This is a genomic window from Acidovorax sp. FG27, from assembly GCF_040365715.1.
In the GTDB taxonomy this organism is placed as follows: domain Bacteria; phylum Pseudomonadota; class Gammaproteobacteria; order Burkholderiales; family Burkholderiaceae_C; genus Paracidovorax.
Window position 1 is genome coordinate 70,119 of record NZ_BAABVY010000002.1, and the last position, 15,427, is coordinate 85,545.

Sequence of the window (15,427 nt, forward strand, 5' to 3'; positions counted from 1 at the left end):
GCTATCCACTGCGCACCGCGCCTTGCAGCCCACCCGCCCACTCCACTGCGCGACCCCTGGGAGATCGTCAATACGTTCTAAGCAGGCGGCAGGGTAGAGCCCGCTGGAATAGAATCGCCCGCTTCACGGGAGCGCAGCGCTCCCGCACCGTGCGGCCCCGCCGCGACGCCTGTTCTTTCGGTGGCACCCCGCGCGGGGTGCCCGCCGCCCGCCGGGAACACGCGCCGCACCCCGGCCGCCCGGCCACCTCGAAAGCTCCCTTCATGAACACCCCCCTCCCGCTCGTGGCCATCTCGCCCGTCGAAGACATCGTGGCCGACATGCGCGCCGGGCGCATCGTGATCCTGGTCGATGAGGAAGACCGCGAGAACGAAGGCGACCTGGTGCTGGCCGCCGACCATGTGAGCGCGGACGCGATCAACTTCATGGCCCGCTACGGCCGGGGCCTGATCTGCCTGACGCTGACGCGCGAGCGCTGCGAACGCCTGAACCTGCCGCCCATGGTGCCGCGCAACGGCACCAAGATGGGCACGGCCTTCACCGCCTCCATCGAGGCGGCCGAAGGCGTGACCACCGGCATCTCCGCCGCCGACCGCGCCCGCACCGTGCAGGCCGCCGTCGCTCCCAACGCCGTCGCCAGCGACCTGGTGCAGCCGGGCCACATCTTCCCGCTGCAGGCGGTGGACGGCGGCGTGCTGATGCGGGCCGGCCACACCGAAGCCGGCTGCGACTTGGCCGCCATGGCCGGCTGCAGCCCGAGCGCGGTGATCTGCGAGGTGATGAAGGACGACGGCACCATGGCCCGCCTGCCGGACCTGCAGGCCTTCGCCGCCGAGCACGGCCTGAAGATCGGCACCATCGCCGACCTGATCGAATACCGCAGCCGCCACGAATCGCTGGTGCAGAAGGTGGGCACGCGCACGCTGCAGACCGCCTGGGGCGAATTCACCGCCCACGCCTTCCGCGACGGCCCGAGCCAGTCTGTGCATCTGGCCCTGGTCAAGGGCGAATGGCCCGCCGACGCCACCGTGCCCGTGCGGGTGCACGAGCCGCTGTCGGTGCTGGACGCGCTGGAAGTGCACCGGGCCATGCATTCGTGGGGCCTGGACACCAGCCTGCAATACATCAGCGACCAGGGCCACGGCGTGGCCGTGCTGCTCAACTGCGGCGAGTCGGGCGACCAGTTGCTCGCGCAGTTCGAAGGCCGTGCGCAGTCGGCCCACGCGCCGGAGCGCGGCCGCATGGACCTGCGCACCTACGGCATCGGCGCGCAGATCCTGCGCGAATGCGGCGTGACGCGCATGCAGCTGATGGGCCAGCCCCGCCGCATGCCCAGCGTGGCTGGCTATGGCCTCGAGATCACCGGATACATCCCCAAGGAATAAACGACATGTTTGGCGCAGACAAAGGAACGGCGGACAGGCTGGACGGCAAGAAGCTGCACATCGGCATCGTGCAGGCCCGCTTCAACGAGAGCATCACCAACACGCTGGCGGCCGCCTGCCGCGCGGAGCTGATCGCGCTGGGCGTGCAGGAAAAGCACATCCACCACGTGCTGGTGCCCGGCGCGCTGGAAGTGCCCGTGGCGCTGCAGGCCATGGCCGAGCGCGATGAATACGATGCGCTGATCGCCCTGGGCTGCATCATCCGCGGCGAGACCTACCACTTCGAGCTGGTGGCCAACGAATCGGGCGCGGGCGTCTCGCGTATCGCGCTGGAATACCACGTGCCGGTGGCCAACGCCATCATCACGACCGAGAACATGGAGCAGGCCATCGCCCGCCAGACGGAAAAGGGCGTGGACGCCGCGCGCGTCGCCGTCGAGATGGCCAACCTGCTGGAGGAGCTGTCTTGAGCGTATCGAACTTCGGCGACAAGCGGCCGCCCCGCCAGGCGCGCACCGGCACCACCAGCACCGGCGCCCGCAAGGCCGCGTCCAAGTCGGGCCGCAGCCGCGCCCGCGAATTCGCGCTGCAGGCGCTCTACCAATACCTGGTGGGCCGCAACGACGCCACGGCTATCGACACCTTCACCCGCGACCTGGCCGGCTTTCACAAGGCCGACTCGGCGCATTACGACGCCCTGCTGCACGGCTGCATCCAGACGGCCGAGTCGCTGGATGCGCTGATCGCGCCCAAGCTCGACCGCAAGATGGCCGAGATCTCGCCCATCGAGCATGCGGCGATGTGGATCGGCGTGTACGAATTCCAGCACTGCCTGGACGTGCCCTGGCGCGTGGTCATCAACGAATGCATCGAGCTCGCCAAGGAATTCGGCGGCACCGACGGCCACAAGTATGTGAATGGCGTGCTCAACGGACTGGCGCCGCAGCTGCGCGCGGCGGAAGTGGCCGCCGACAAGGGCGACCGGGGCGCCCCCCCGGCCGCGCCGGCAGACCCGGCGGAACACACGAACGACTGACCGGACCGGCCGGTCGGCACTGCCGCCGCCGCCGCGCCCGCCTCACTGCGCCCGCACCCTCGCGGGCAGGAACCGCGCACCGATGAAGTTCTCCTCCCGCGCCGAGCGCATCGAACCGTTTTACGTGATGGAAGTCGCCAAGGCCGCCCAGGCCCTGGCGCGGAGCGTGGCCGGCAGCGCCGACCCGATGATCTTCCTGAACATCGGCGAGCCCGACTTCACCGCGCCGCCCCTGGTGCAGGAGGCGGCCGACCGCGCGGTGCGGGCCGGCGCCACGCAATACACCAACGCCCTGGGACTGGATGCCCTGCGCGAGCGCATCAGCGGCTGGTATGCGCAGCGCTTCGGCGTGCAGGTGCCGGCGCGGCGCATCGTCATCACGGCGGGCGCCTCGGCGGCGCTGCAGCTGGCCTGCCTGGCGCTGATCGAGTCGGGCGACGAGATCCTGATGCCCGACCCGAGCTATCCGTGCAACCGCCATTTCGTGAGCGCGGCGGAGGGCCGGGCGGTGCTGATTCCCACCACCGCCGAGGAACGCTTCCAGCTGAGCGCCGCCAAGGTGGAGGCCGCCTGGGGACCGAAGACGCGCGGCGTGCTGCTGGCGTCGCCCTCCAACCCCACCGGCACGTCGATCGCGGCCGACGAGCTGCGCCGCATCCACGACGTGGTGCAGGCTCGCGGCGGCGTCACGCTGGTCGATGAGATCTACCTGGGCCTCTCCTACGCCGAGGGCGCGGCGGCGGGCAGCTTCGGCCAGACGGCCCTGGCGCTGGACGAGAACGTCATCAGCATCAACAGCTTCAGCAAATACTTCCACATGACCGGCTGGCGCCTGGGCTGGATGGTGGTGCCCGAGGCCATGGTGCCGGTGGTCGAGCGCCTGGCGCAGAACCTCTTCATCTGCGCCTCGACCATCGCGCAGCACGCGGCCCTGGCCTGCTTCGAGCCCGAGAGCATCGCCGAATACGAGCGGCGGCGGTTCGAATTCAAGGCCCGGCGCGACTTCTTCATCCCCGCGCTGGAATCGCTGGGCCTGCAGGTGCCGGTGGCGCCCGATGGCGCCTTCTACGCCTGGGCCGACTGCACCCGGGCGGCCGAGCGGCTGGGCGTGGAAGGCAGCTGGGACTTCGCCTTCGCGCTGATGCAGCGCGCCCACCTGGCGATCACGCCCGGGCGCGACTTCGGCACGGCCGACACGGCGCGCTTCGTGCGCTTTTCCACGGCCAATTCGATGCCGCAGCTGCAGGAGGCCGTGCGCCGCCTGCGCGCGGTGATCGGTTGAACGGCCGGCCCACCGAACGGCAAGCAAGGCATTCCGTCATGGCATTCGAATGGCCCGTGCGCATCTACTGGGAAGACACCGACGCGGGCGGCATCGTCTTCTACGCCAACTACCTGAAATTCTTCGAGCGTGCCCGCACCGAATGGCTGCGCTCGCTGGGCCTGGGCCAGCAGTCGCTGCGGGAACTCACGGGCGGCATGTTCGTCGTAGTGGACGCGCAGCTGCGCTACCTGAAACCCGCCCGGCTGGACGATGAACTGATTGTTACGGCAGCCGTTCTGGATTGCGGACGGGCTTGCCTGACAATACGCCAGCAGGCGCTCCTGAAAACAGAGCAAGCCAGCGAGTCGGGCCCGGCGCTGCTGTGTGAAGGCACCGTCCGCATCGGCTGGGTTCAGGCGGACACGCTCCGCCCCGCGCGCATTCCTGCCTCCCTTCTGCAAACACTCTCAAGACCATGAATTCGCAAGACATGTCGATCGTCAGTTTGGTGCTCAACGCCAGTTGGGTGGTGCAGTTCGTCATGCTGCTGCTGATCGGCGTTTCGATCGCCAGCTGGGCGGCGATCTTCCGCAAGCTGTTCGCCCTGAAGCGGGTGCGTGCGCTGAACGACGATTTCGAGCGCGAGTTCTGGTCGGGCACCAGCCTGAACGACCTGTACGCGGGCGCCGCGCAGAACGCCAAGAACGCAGGCCCCATGGAGCGCATCTTCGCGAGCGGCATGCGCGAATACCAGAAGCTGCGCGAGCGCCGCATCTCCGACCCCGGCACGCTGCTGGACGGCGCCCGCCGCGCCATGCGCGCCAGCTTCCAGCGCGAGATGGACGTGATCGAGTCGAGCCTGTCGTTCCTGGGCTCGGTGGCTTCGGTGTCGCCCTACGTGGGCCTGTTCGGCACCGTGTGGGGGATCATGCACGCCTTCACCGGCTTCGCCGGCATGGAGCAGGTCACGCTCGCCAACGTGGCGCCGGGCATCGCCGAGGCGCTGGTGGCCACCGCCATCGGCCTCTTTGCCGCCATTCCGGCCGTGGTGGCCTACAACCGCTTCGCCCGTGACATCGACCGCGTGGCCATCCACCAGGAGACCTTCATCGAGGAGTTCTCCAACATCCTGCAGCGCAACCTGGGCGCCCAGCCCGGTTCGGCTTCGGGCCACTGACCGCTAGGAGGCACGCATGCCCGCAATGGCTTCGCGCAGCGGCAGCCGCCGCCGGTCGATGAACGAGATCAACATGGTGCCGTTCATCGACGTGATGCTGGTGCTGCTGATCATCTTCATGGTCACCGCCCCCATGCTGACCCCCGGCATGATCGACGTGCCCACCGTGGGCAAGGCGTCCAGGCAACCGCCGGCCGTGGCGCAGATCTTGGTCGGCAAGGACGGGCAGCTGCAGCTCAAGACGCAGGACGCGACCCGCACGCTCACCCAGCGCGAGATCGGCGACGCCGCCAAGCGCTGGCAGGCCGGCCAGCCCGAGGGCAGCGCGGTCGTCATCACCGCCGAGAAGACCGTGCCCTACGAGTCGGTGGTGAAAGCCATGGATTCGCTGCAGAAGGCCGGCGTGCAGCGCGTGGGCCTGTCCGTCAAGGCGGGCGGCTGACGCACCCGGCCGGCGGGGCCCGCCGCCCCTGGCCCCTTTTTCGTTCCTGAACCGACCCTCTCTTCGATCCGCATGCACGCCCAAGACGATCGCGATCAGTTCGCCCCGCCCCGCCCGCCCGGCCGCCTGCGCGCCGTGGCCCTGGCCGTGCTGGCGCACGCCGCGCTGCTGGGCGCGCTGACCTGGGGCGTGAACTGGAAGAGCAGCGCCGACCAACCCGCCGTGGAAGCCGAGCTCTGGTCGGCCGTGCCGCAGCAGGCCGCGCCGCGCCTGTCCACGCCCGAGCCGACGCCCACGCCGCCGCCGCCCGAACCCACCCCGGCGCCGGTGCCACCGCCACCGCCACCGCCACCGCCGCCCCCTCCTCCGCCCCCGCCCCCGCCACGGCAGGTGGAGCCGGACACGCGCGAGGCCGACATCGCCATCGAGCGGGAGAAAAAGCGCCTGGAGCAGGCCAAAAAGGAACGCCAGCAGCAGGCCGAACGGGACAAACGCGAGCGCGAGCGCAAGGAACAGCTGGAGCAGGAGAAAAAAGAACGCCTGCAGAAGGAAAAGGACAAGGAAAAAGAAAAGGCGCAGCGCGAAAAGGCCGAGAAGGAACGCGCCGAGCGCGAACAGGAGCGTCGCGAGAAGGCCGAGCAGGAAAAGAAGAAACAACAGCAGCAGCAGGCGCAGGCCGAGGCGCAGAAGCAGGCCGAAGCACAGAAGAAGGCGGAAGCGCAGAAACAGCAGGCCGAGGCCAAGAAGAAGGCTGAGGCGGAAGCCAAGCGCGTGGAGGCGCAGCGGCAGGAGAACCTGCGCCGCCTGCAAGGCCTGGCCGGCGCCACCGGCGGCGACACCGCTACCGGCACTGCCCAGCGCAGTTCGGGCCCGTCGGGCAGCTACGGCGGCAAGGTGGCCGCCAAGGTACGCCCGAACATCGTCTATCCGGACGTCGTCTCCGGCAACCCGCGCACCGAGGTGGAAGTGCGGGCCGCGCCCGACGGCACCATCGTCGGCACGCGCATCACGCAGTCCAGCGGCAACAAGGCCTGGGACGATGCGGTGATACGGGCGCTGCAGAAGACCGACACGCTGCCACGCGACGTGGACGGCCGTGTGCCCTCGTCGCTCACGATCGGATTCAGCCCTAAGGAGTAGAGGGGCGCGGACGAGGCAGGCCCCCGGGTCTGCATGGACCGGGCTGGCATGGGCGAACCAGGGTGGCTGGCCCCTGCCCTGGCACCGTGCCGCCGCGAATGGGTCCGCCCCATGCGCAAGGCGCCCCGGGGCAAGCCGTCCTCGGCGCGAGCCTCTTTCAGGCTCGCTCCGACATCTCAGCAACTGCTATCAAAATAGAAGCTGCCTGCGCTGGCCGCTTCTGGCTTACGAGATGTTTTCCATCTGAAAGCCTTGAAGGACCAGCGCAGGCAGCTATTCATTCGATAGCAGTGCGCCTTGTGGGACGTCTACCGGCCACCGGCCGGCGCGCCCCACCCCGCACGCATCACTCGCGGCGCTCGATCATCCGGTTGATGCGCAGCGCCAGCAGCGTGCAGATGGCGCCCGAGAGCAGGTACACGCTCACGGCGGTCAGGCCAAACTTGGCCGAGAGCCCCAGCGCCACCAGCGGTGCGAATGCCGCCCCAAAGAGCCAGGCCATGTCGGCCGACAGGGCGGCGCCGGTATAGCGGTAGCCGGGCGAGAAGTTGGCCGTCACGGTGCCGGAGGCCTGGCCGTACGACAGGCCCAGCAGGATGAAGCCGACGATGATGAAGATGTTGTTCCCCGCCGTGCCGCCCTGCAGCATCATGGGCGTCAGCACGCTGAACACGCCGATCAGAGCGGCCATCACGCCCAGGGTGTTGCGGCGCCCGTAGCGGTCGGCCAGCCAGCCCGAGAGCATCACCGCGCCGGCGGCGCAGAAGGCGCCGAAGATCTGCACGCCCAGCACGTGCGAGATGGACTGCTCGGAATACATCGAGATCCACGACAGCGGGAACACCGTCACGACGTGGAACAGCGCGAAGCTGGCCAGTGCCGCGAAGGCGCCCAGCACCACGTTGCGGCCTTCGTCGCGCATCAGGCGGGTCACGCTGACGGGCTCCAGCTCACGCTGCTGCATCAGGTCGGCATACGACTGGCCCACCACCAGCCGCAGGCGGGCGAAGAGCGCGACGACGTTGATGGCGAAGGCGACGAAGAACGGGAAGCGCCAGCCCCACTCCAGGAATTCGGCCACGCTCAGGCTGCTGTAGAGGTAGGCGAAGATGCTGGCCGCCAGCACGAAGCCGATGGGCGCGCCGAGCTGCCCGACCATCGCGTACCAGCCGCGGCGCTCCTTGGGCGCGGACATGGCCAGCAGCGACGGCAAGCCGTCCCACGTGCCGCCGAGTGCCAGGCCCTGGCTGATGCGCAGGACCACCAGCGCCACGATGGCGGCGCTGCCGATGGAGTTGTAGCTCGGCAGGAACGCCATGCCCGCCGTGCTGGCGCCCAGCAGGAAGAGCGACACCGTCAGCTTGGTGCCACGGCCCCAGCGGCGCTGGATCGCCATGGAGATGGCGGTGCCGATCGGGCGGGCGATGAACGCCAGAGAGAAGACGGCGAAAGCCATCAGGGTGCCGTCCAGGCGTGACAGGTACGGAAAGACGAACGACGGAAAGACCAGCACGCAGGCCAGCCCGAAGACGAAGAAGTCGAAATATTCGGACGAGCGTCCGATGATCACGCCGACCGCGATCTCGCTGGGCGTGACGTCCTCATGCGTATCGGCACGTGAGAGTGATCCCGAATCGTTGAATTCCCCTGCCGGCACGGCGGCAGCTGCTGCGAGTCCACTCATGTAAAAACCTCCTGTCGCTTCTGATGAGTAGGTTCTACGCCCACCACACTCGACTCACAAGGCGACTTTTCCCCACAACGGGGTGGGAGTTACCCTACGCAGCATGCCATCGGCCCGTCGCGCCATGGGGTCGCGCCGGGCCGGTGCCGGCACCGCGGTTTCCTGACGCCAGCTTGACCGTGGACAAAATGTCCAATCGACAAAACCGCTGTGCGTATTACATTCCGAGGCATCCAGTAACCACGTTTCTACCTAAGCGCGCGTCCTGCGCGTCGTCAAGATGTATCAATTCAAGGAAATCCGCAGGCCCGCGTGGCTTGCAGCGGCCCTGATGACCACGCTGCTGGCGGGCTGTCAGAAGGCCGTCGTGCTCAACCCGGCAGGGGACGTCGCCGCGCAGCAGGGCCAGTTGGTCGTCACCGCGACGCTCCTCATGCTGATCATCATCGTGCCGGTGATCTTCCTGGTCTGCCTCTTCGCCTGGAAGTACCGCCACACCAACGCCGACGCCGAGTACGACCCGGAATGGCACCACTCCACCACGCTGGAACTGGTGATCTGGACGGTGCCGCTGCTCATCATCATCGCCCTGGGCGCCGTCACCTGGATCGGCACCCACAAGCTCGACCCCTACCGCCCGCTGGACCGGGTGGACGCCAACCGGCCGCTGGCCGCCAACGTCAAGCCGCTGGAAGTGCAGGTGGTGGCGATGGACTGGAAGTGGCTCTTCTTCTACCCTGAGCAAGGCATTGCCACGGTGAACGAGATCGCCGCGCCGGTGGACCGCCCCATCCTGTTCAAGCTGACTTCCACCTCCACGATGAATTCGTTCTACGTGCCCGACCTGGCCGGCATGATCTACGCCATGCCCGGCATGCAGACCGAGCTGAACGCGATCATCAACAAGGCGGGCGTCTACCACGGCCTGGCGTCGCACTACAGCGGCGCGGGCTTCTCCGGCATGACGTTCAAGTTCCGCGGCGTGAGCGAGGGCGATTTCACCCAGTGGGTCGCCCAGGCCAAGGCCGGCGGCAAGCCGCTGAACCGCGCCTCCTACCAGGCCCTGGCCAAGCCCAGCGAGCGCAACCCCGTCGAATACTTCGCCAGCGTGGAAGAAGGCCTCTACGAGAAGGTGCTCAACCGCTGCGTCGAAGACGGCAAGATGTGCATGCACCACATGATGGCGATCGACGCCAACGGTGGCGAGGCCTACCTGAAGGCCGCCGGCCTGAACCTGCCGCAGGACGTCTGCACCGTGGACAACGCCGCCCAGGTGGTGGCCTCCCTGGGCCAGCCGCTCGCCAGCAACCCCCGCTCCCTCGCCTCCCCACAATAAATCCGAAGGGCCTCAGCCTGCGCGAGCAGGCCCGGTCCGCATCAAAGAGACTCGATATGTCTGAACAAACCGCCGCTGTGTCCCATTGGGCCCTGGGCCGGCTCAGCTGGGATTCCGTCCCGATGGCGCATGAGCCCATCGTGCTCTGGACCTTCATCGCCGTCGTGCTGGGTGGCCTGGGCGTGTTCGCCCTCATCACCAAATTCCGCCTGTGGGGCCCGCTCTGGCGCGACTGGATCTGCAGCATCGACCACAAGAAGATCGGGATCATGTACATGATCCTGGGCCTAGTGATGCTGCTGCGCGGCTTCGCCGACGCCGTCATGATGCGGCTGCAGCAGGCCATCGCCTTCGGCGACAACCTGGGCTACCTGCCGCCCCACCACTACGACCAGATCTTCACCGCCCACGGCGTGATCATGATCTTCTTCGTGGCCATGCCGCTGGTGACGGGCCTGATGAACTACCTCGTGCCGCTGCAGATCGGCGCGCGCGACGTGTCGTTCCCCTTCCTGAACAACTTCAGCTTCTGGATGACCACCGCCGGCGCCGTGCTGGTGATGGTGTCACTGTTCCTGGGTGAGTTCTCCACCTCGGGCTGGCTGGCGCTGTCGAACCTGGGGGCGCAGAACCCGGGGGTGGGGCTGGACTACTACATCTGGGCACTGCAGATCGCCGGGGTGGGCACGACGCTGTCGGGCATCAACCTGATCGTGACCATCGTCAAGATGCGCGCGCCGGGCATGAACCTGATGAAGATGCCCATCTTCACCTGGACGTCCCTGTGCACCAATGCGCTGATCGTCGCCTCGTTCCCCGTGCTCACGGCCGCGCTGGTGCTGATGTCGCTCGACCGCTATGTCGGCACGAACTTCTTCACGAACGACTTCGGCGGCAACCCGATGCTCTACGTGAACCTGATCTGGATCTGGGGCCACCCCGAGGTGTACATCCTGATCCTGCCGGCCTTCGGCATCTTCTCCGAAGTCGTGGCCACGTTCTGCCGCAAGCGCCTCTTCGGCTACACCTCCATGGTCTATGCCACGGTGGTGATCACCATCCTGTCGTACCTGGTGTGGCTGCACCACTTCTTCACCATGGGCTCCGGCGCCAGCGTGAACACGTTCTTCGGCATCACGACGATGATCATCTCGATCCCGACGGGCGCGAAGATCTTCAACTGGCTCTTCACCATGTACAAGGGCCGCATCCGCTTCGAGCTGCCCATGATGTGGACGGTGGCCTTCATGATCACCTTCGCCATCGGCGGCATGACCGGCGTGCTGCTGGCCGTGCCACCGGCCGACTTCGTGCTGCACAACAGCCTGTTCCTGATCGCGCACTTCCACAACGTGATCATCGGCGGCGTGCTGTTCGGCCTGTTCGCCGGCATCAACTACTGGTTCCCCAAGGCCTTCGGCTACAAGCTGGACCGCGCCTGGGGCGTGCGCTCCTTCTGGCTGTGGGTGGTCGGCTTCTGGGTCGCCTTCGGTCCGCTCTACGTGCTGGGCCTGATGGGCGTCACCCGCCGTGCCAACCACTTCGAAGATCCGTCGCTGCAGCCCTACTTCGTGGTGGCCGCCATCGGCGCCGCCATGATCGCCGCGGGCATCGCCTGCTTCCTGATCCAGCTGGTGGTGAGCTACCTCAAGCGCGAAGAACTGCGCGACTTCACGGGCGACCCGTGGGACGCCCGCACGCTGGAATGGGCCACGTCGTCGCCTCCGCCCCAGTACAACTTCGCGTTCACGCCCGTGGTGCATGAGATCGACGCCTGGTGGGACATGAAGCGCCACGGCTACGCGCGTCCGCTGACCGGATTCCAGCCGATCCACATGCCGGCCAACACCGGCTCCGGCGCCGTCATCTCGGGCCTGTCGCTGGTGCTCGGCTTCGCCCTGATCTGGCACATGTGGCTGCTGGCCGGCCTGTCGTTCGCCGGCGTGGTGCTGGTCGCGATCATCCATACGTTCAACTACAAGCGCGATTTCTACATCCCTGCCGACGAAGTCGTCACGACCGAAGAAGCCCGCACACTCCAACTCGCACGCCATGTCTGATATCCGTCTTTCCGCCGGCGCCGCCGCCGGCACCCTGGCTCCGCGCGAATACCACCCGGCGCACGAGCCCCATCCAGAAAACGGCACGGCGCTGGGCTTCTGGCTCTACCTGATGAGCGACTGCCTCATCTTCGCCGCCCTGTTCGCCACCTACGGCGTGCTGGGCCGCAGCTACGCGGCGGGCCCCACGGGCGCCGAGCTGTTCGACCTGAAGCTGGTCGCCATCAACACGGCCTTCCTGCTGGCGTCGTCCATCACCTTCGGCTTCGCCATGCTGCGCAAGCAGCTGAACGACGTGAAGGGCACGCTGCTGTGGCTGGCGGTGACGGGTTTCTTCGGCCTGTGCTTCCTGGCGCTGGAAATCTATGAGTTCCACCACCTGATCCACCAGGGCGCCGGCCCGCAGCGCAGCGCGTTCCTGTCGGCCTTCTTCACGCTGGTGGGCACCCACGGCCTGCACGTGACATTCGGCCTGATCTGGCTGGTCGTGCTGATGATCCAGATCGGCAAGCATGGCCTGATTCCGGAAAACAACCGCCGCCTGATGTGCCTGTCGATGTTCTGGCACTTCCTGGACGTCGTCTGGATCGGCGTCTTCACCTTCGTGTACCTGATGGGAGTGCTGTAAATGAGCGCGCAACACACAACCCACGCCCCGGCCGGCGCCCATTCCGCGCACGCAGCGCACGGCGCCCACGGCGGCCATGACCATTCGGGCGACACGCCCCACCACGCCGCGAACGAGCCGCACAGCACGTTCTCCGGCTACATGACCGGCTTCGTGCTGTCGATCATCCTCACGGCCATTCCGTTCTGGCTGGTGATGGCCAAGGTCATCGCCGACCGCAACGTCGCGGTGCTGGTGCTGGGCGGCTTCGCCGTGGTGCAGATCCTCGTGCACATGGTGTATTTCCTGCACATGAACGGCAAGATCGAAGGCGGCTGGACCATGCTGTCCACCATCTTCACCGTGGTGTTCGTGGCGATCGCCATCGCCGGCACGCTGTGGGTCATGTTCCACATGAACACGAACATGATGCCGGACCACACCATGCCCGGCATGCCGCCCGCGCCCGCCGCGCCTGCGGCCGTGACGCCTTGACCAGCGAGGCGCCCGACGGCGCCGGCCCGCGCGGCCGGCGCTCACCCCTCACGAAAGCGGTGCTCATCCTGGTGGGCATCGCTTTGTTTTTGGGGTTCATCGCCCTGGGCAGCTGGCAGGTGCAGCGGCGCGCCTGGAAGCTCGATCTGATCGAGCGCGTGGACCAGCGGGTGCATTCCGCGCCGGCCGCGCTGCCGCCGGTGGCCGAATGGCCGCAGATCGATGCCGCCGGCTACGAATACCTGCCCGTCACCGTCTCCGGCCGCTGGCTGGCGGACAAGACGGTGCTCACCCAGGCCGTCACCGACCTGGGTGCCGGCTTCTGGGTGTTGACGCCCCTGGCCCAGGCGGACGGCACGCAGGTGCTGGTCAACCGGGGCTTCATTCCCGCCGACCAGCGCGCGCAGTGGCAAGGCAGGGCCGCGACCGCCGAGGCCGCTCCACAGGTCACGGTGCAGGGGCTGCTGCGCATCAGCGAGCCGGGCGGCGGCTTCCTGCGCCGCAACGACCCGGCCGCGCAACGCTGGCATTCGCGCGACGTGGCGGCCATCGCGGCGGCGCAGGGGCTGGCCAACGCCGCGCCCTTCTTCATCGACGCCGGACTGCCCGGCGCGCCGGGTGCCACCGCAGGGGCGAGCTGGCCCCGCGCCGGAATGACGGTGATCCGTTTCGCCAACAGCCACCTGGTGTATGCGCTCACCTGGTTCGGGCTGGCGCTGATGACGGTGATCGCCGGGGTGTACGTGGCACGATACGAGCGGCGCTCACGCGCCGGCTCCGCTGCCGCATCCACCTTCCATGACACCGACTCCTGACACCACCGCCGCTTCTGCTTCTTCCACGCCGGCACCGCCGCCGCCGGTGCCGGCGGTGCGCAAGGCGCAGGCCGCCAATACCGCGGCGGGCCTGAAGAACCTGCAGCAGCTGATCCAGTTGCGCTGGCTGGCGGTGATCGGCCAGGTGTTCACCATCGAGGTCGCCCACTACACGCTGGCCCTGGCCGTGCCGGTGGGCGAGATGCTGATGGTCGTGGGCTGCCTGGCGCTCTTCAACCTGGTGAGCCACCTGCGCTGGCGCACCGGCCACCGGGTGCAGCACGTCGAGCTGTTCCTCGCGCTGCTCATCGACGTGGCGGTGCTCACCGTGCAGCTCTACCTGAGCGGCGGCACCGGCAACCCGTTCGTGTTCCTGTACCTCCTGCAGATCGCGCTGGGAGCAGTGCTGCTGCGCGGGGGGTACATCTGGTCGATCGTGCTGATCACGGCGCTGTGCTTCACCGCCCTCTCGCGCCACCACCTGCCGCTGCCCGCCACGCCCGACCTGCACCAGGGCGCGCCCAGCCTCTACACCCAGGGCCTGCTGGTGTGCTTTCTGCTCAACGCCATCCTGGTGGTGATCTTCATCACCCGCATCGGCCGCAACCTGCGCCAGCGCGATGCCCGCCTGGCATCGGCCCGGCAGCGGGCGGCGGAAGAGGAACACATCGTGCGCATGGGCCTGCTCGCCTCCGGCGCGGCGCACGAGCTGGGCACCCCGCTCTCCACCATGGCGGTGATCCTGGGCGACTGGAAGCACGACCCGCTGCTGGCGGCGCACCCTGGACTGAAAGGCGAAGTCGCCGAGATGCAGGCGCAGGTGAAACGCTGCAAGAGCATCGTGAGCGGCATCCTGCTGTCGGCGGGCGAAACCCGGGGCGAGGAATCCGCGGAGACCACCGTCTGCCACTTCGCCGACCGGCTGGCCCGCGATTGGCAGGCGACCCGCACGGTCGCCGAGTTCCGCTATGCCAACCGCTTCGGCGCCGATGCCGCGATGGTGGCCGACACCACGCTGGAGCAAATGGTTTTCAATGTGCTGGACAATGCCCGTGACGCCTCGCCGGGACTGGTGGAGCTGGCTTTCGACCGCATGGCGGACACCCTGCGCATCACCGTGACCGACGCCGGGCCGGGCTTCGAGCCCGCCATTCTGTCGCGGCTCGGCAAACCCTACCAGTCGACCAAGGGCCGGGCCGGCGGCGGCCTGGGCCTGTTCCTCGCGATGACCGTCGCGCGCACGCTGGGCGGCAGCCTGGTGGCCCGCAACCGGCCGGAAGGCGGCGCCGAAGTCGTCATCCAACTGCCCTTGGCAGCCATCGCGCTGCCGGAATCCGGAGCCTCGCATCACCATGGAACCCACTGAACGGCTGCTGCTGATCGTCGAAGACGACGACGCTTTCGCGCGCACCCTGGCACGCTCGTTCGAGCGCCGGGGCTACCGCGTGCTGCAGGCCGACAGCCTGACTGCGCTCGGCGGCGTGCTGGCCGAGCACACGCCGGGCTACGCCGTGGTGGACCTGAAGCTCAAGGGCGAGGCCTCGGGCCTGGCCTGCGTGCAGAAGCTGCACGCCCACGACGAAGACATGCTCATCGTCGTGCTGACGGGCTTCGCCAGCATCGCCACCGCCGTCGAGGCCGTGAAGCTGGGCGCCTGCCACTACCTCGCCAAACCCTCCAACACCGACGACATCGAGGCAGCATTCGGCCTGTCGCAAGGCAATGCCGACGTGGAGCTGACCAACCGATCCAGCTCCATCAAGACGCTGGAGTGGGAGCGCATCCACGAAGTGCTGGCGGAAACCGACTTCAACATCTCGGAAGCCGCCCGGCGCCTGGGCATGCACCGGCGCACCCTGACGCGCAAGCTGGAAAAGCGGCAGGTCAGCTGAGTTTTTCAGATCAAATCGGGCTCCAGCGCTTGATGATCAAGCGCGGTTAGCTATTCTTTTTATAGCAACCACCAACGAGACATCCGCACCGCGC

General features: G+C 67.7%; 16 protein-coding genes. 15 read left to right on the plus strand and 1 reads right to left on the minus strand.

What is annotated here, in order from left to right; genetic code table 11:
- The first annotated feature begins 263 nt into the window (after positions 1–263).
- The 8 genes from ribBA to tolA all read left to right on the plus strand — a co-directional run bounded on the left by ribBA (position 264) and on the right by tolA (position 6,444).
- Positions 264–1,385 carry a bifunctional 3,4-dihydroxy-2-butanone-4-phosphate synthase/GTP cyclohydrolase II gene (ribBA, locus tag ABWV53_RS00860; RefSeq protein ID WP_353361958.1) on the plus strand — a complete coding sequence of 374 codons (1,122 nt, stop codon included), beginning with the start codon at positions 264–266 and terminating at the stop codon, positions 1,383–1,385.
- A gap of 5 nt (positions 1,386–1,390) precedes the next feature.
- Positions 1,391–1,855: a 6,7-dimethyl-8-ribityllumazine synthase gene (gene ribH, locus ABWV53_RS00865; RefSeq protein WP_353361960.1), complete on the plus strand. Its 465-nt coding sequence runs from the start codon at positions 1,391–1,393 to the stop codon at positions 1,853–1,855.
- Positions 1,852–2,421, plus strand: a complete 570-nt coding sequence (gene nusB, locus ABWV53_RS00870) for a transcription antitermination factor NusB (RefSeq protein WP_353361962.1) — start codon at positions 1,852–1,854, stop codon at positions 2,419–2,421. Before ribH ends, nusB begins: the two co-directional genes overlap by 4 nt.
- 82 nt (positions 2,422–2,503) lie before the next feature.
- The gene (locus tag ABWV53_RS00875) at positions 2,504–3,703 is read left to right on the plus strand and encodes a pyridoxal phosphate-dependent aminotransferase (RefSeq protein ID WP_353361964.1); all 1,200 of its coding nucleotides are present in this window, start codon (positions 2,504–2,506) and stop codon (positions 3,701–3,703) included.
- A 38-nt stretch (positions 3,704–3,741) separates the two neighbouring features.
- Positions 3,742–4,164, plus strand: a complete 423-nt coding sequence (gene ybgC, locus ABWV53_RS00880; protein ID WP_353361966.1) for a tol-pal system-associated acyl-CoA thioesterase — start codon at positions 3,742–3,744, stop codon at positions 4,162–4,164.
- On the plus strand, positions 4,161–4,862 hold the full coding sequence (gene tolQ / locus ABWV53_RS00885) for a protein TolQ (RefSeq protein ID WP_353361968.1): 702 nt from the start codon (positions 4,161–4,163) through the stop codon (positions 4,860–4,862). The genes ybgC and tolQ overlap by 4 nt, the downstream gene beginning before the upstream one ends.
- Positions 4,863–4,878: 16 nt before the next feature.
- A complete protein-coding gene (locus tag ABWV53_RS00890) occupies positions 4,879–5,304 on the plus strand; it encodes a biopolymer transporter ExbD (protein ID WP_353361970.1) in 426 nt (141 codons plus the stop codon).
- A 72-nt stretch (positions 5,305–5,376) separates the two neighbouring features.
- Positions 5,377–6,444, plus strand: coding sequence for a cell envelope integrity protein TolA (gene tolA, locus ABWV53_RS00895; RefSeq protein ID WP_353361972.1), 1,068 nt, complete (start codon positions 5,377–5,379; stop codon positions 6,442–6,444).
- Positions 6,445–6,790: 346 nt separating this feature from the next.
- Here tolA and ABWV53_RS00900 read toward each other — a convergent pair whose 3' ends face one another.
- Positions 6,791–8,128, minus strand: a complete 1,338-nt coding sequence (locus ABWV53_RS00900) for an MFS transporter (RefSeq protein WP_353361974.1) — start codon at positions 8,126–8,128, stop codon at positions 6,791–6,793.
- Between the two features lie 331 nt (positions 8,129–8,459).
- Between ABWV53_RS00900 and cyoA the strand changes: the two genes are divergently transcribed.
- From cyoA to ABWV53_RS00935, 7 genes are read left to right on the plus strand one after another with little or no spacing between them, the layout of a single operon-like run.
- Complete coding sequence (gene cyoA / locus ABWV53_RS00905) at positions 8,460–9,464, plus strand: ubiquinol oxidase subunit II (RefSeq protein ID WP_502903804.1); 1,005 nt, start codon at positions 8,460–8,462, stop codon at positions 9,462–9,464.
- A gap of 56 nt (positions 9,465–9,520) precedes the next feature.
- Positions 9,521–11,524, plus strand: coding sequence for a cytochrome o ubiquinol oxidase subunit I (gene cyoB / locus ABWV53_RS00910; protein ID WP_353361978.1), 2,004 nt, complete (start codon positions 9,521–9,523; stop codon positions 11,522–11,524).
- Complete coding sequence (gene cyoC / locus ABWV53_RS00915; protein ID WP_353361980.1) at positions 11,517–12,152, plus strand: cytochrome o ubiquinol oxidase subunit III; 636 nt, start codon at positions 11,517–11,519, stop codon at positions 12,150–12,152. The genes cyoB and cyoC overlap by 8 nt, the downstream gene beginning before the upstream one ends.
- Positions 12,153–12,626 carry a cytochrome o ubiquinol oxidase subunit IV gene (cyoD, locus tag ABWV53_RS00920; protein ID WP_353361982.1) on the plus strand — a complete coding sequence of 158 codons (474 nt, stop codon included), beginning with the start codon at positions 12,153–12,155 and terminating at the stop codon, positions 12,624–12,626.
- A complete protein-coding gene (locus ABWV53_RS00925) occupies positions 12,623–13,441 on the plus strand; it encodes an SURF1 family protein (protein WP_502903805.1) in 819 nt (272 codons plus the stop codon). Before cyoD ends, ABWV53_RS00925 begins: the two co-directional genes overlap by 4 nt.
- Entirely contained in the window at positions 13,425–14,807 is a 1,383-nt protein-coding gene (locus ABWV53_RS00930) for an ATP-binding protein (protein ID WP_353361984.1), read from the plus strand. The genes ABWV53_RS00925 and ABWV53_RS00930 overlap by 17 nt, the downstream gene beginning before the upstream one ends.
- Positions 14,794–15,333, plus strand: coding sequence for a response regulator transcription factor (locus ABWV53_RS00935; RefSeq protein WP_353361986.1), 540 nt, complete (start codon positions 14,794–14,796; stop codon positions 15,331–15,333). The genes ABWV53_RS00930 and ABWV53_RS00935 overlap by 14 nt, the downstream gene beginning before the upstream one ends.
- Positions 15,334–15,427: the final 94 nt, after the last annotated feature.

Coding starts and splice junctions, on each gene's coding strand:
- cyoC (WP_353361980.1), top strand. CDS start 11,517: ATGTCTGATATCCGTCTTTCCGCCGGCGCCGCCGCCGGCACCCTGGCT.
- ribH (WP_353361960.1), top strand. CDS start 1,391: ATGTTTGGCGCAGACAAAGGAACGGCGGACAGGCTGGACGGCAAGAAG.
- tolA (WP_353361972.1), top strand. CDS start 5,377: ATGCACGCCCAAGACGATCGCGATCAGTTCGCCCCGCCCCGCCCGCCC.
- cyoD (WP_353361982.1), top strand. CDS start 12,153: ATGAGCGCGCAACACACAACCCACGCCCCGGCCGGCGCCCATTCCGCG.
- ribBA (WP_353361958.1), top strand. CDS start 264: ATGAACACCCCCCTCCCGCTCGTGGCCATCTCGCCCGTCGAAGACATC.
- ABWV53_RS00890 (WP_353361970.1), top strand. CDS start 4,879: ATGCCCGCAATGGCTTCGCGCAGCGGCAGCCGCCGCCGGTCGATGAAC.
- ABWV53_RS00930 (WP_353361984.1), top strand. CDS start 13,425: ATGACACCGACTCCTGACACCACCGCCGCTTCTGCTTCTTCCACGCCG.
- ABWV53_RS00900 (WP_353361974.1), bottom strand. CDS start 8,128: ATGAGTGGACTCGCAGCAGCTGCCGCCGTGCCGGCAGGGGAATTCAAC.
- ybgC (WP_353361966.1), top strand. CDS start 3,742: ATGGCATTCGAATGGCCCGTGCGCATCTACTGGGAAGACACCGACGCG.
- cyoB (WP_353361978.1), top strand. CDS start 9,521: ATGTCTGAACAAACCGCCGCTGTGTCCCATTGGGCCCTGGGCCGGCTC.
- cyoA (WP_502903804.1), top strand. CDS start 8,460: ATGACCACGCTGCTGGCGGGCTGTCAGAAGGCCGTCGTGCTCAACCCG.
- tolQ (WP_353361968.1), top strand. CDS start 4,161: ATGAATTCGCAAGACATGTCGATCGTCAGTTTGGTGCTCAACGCCAGT.
- ABWV53_RS00875 (WP_353361964.1), top strand. CDS start 2,504: ATGAAGTTCTCCTCCCGCGCCGAGCGCATCGAACCGTTTTACGTGATG.
- ABWV53_RS00935 (WP_353361986.1), top strand. CDS start 14,794: ATGGAACCCACTGAACGGCTGCTGCTGATCGTCGAAGACGACGACGCT.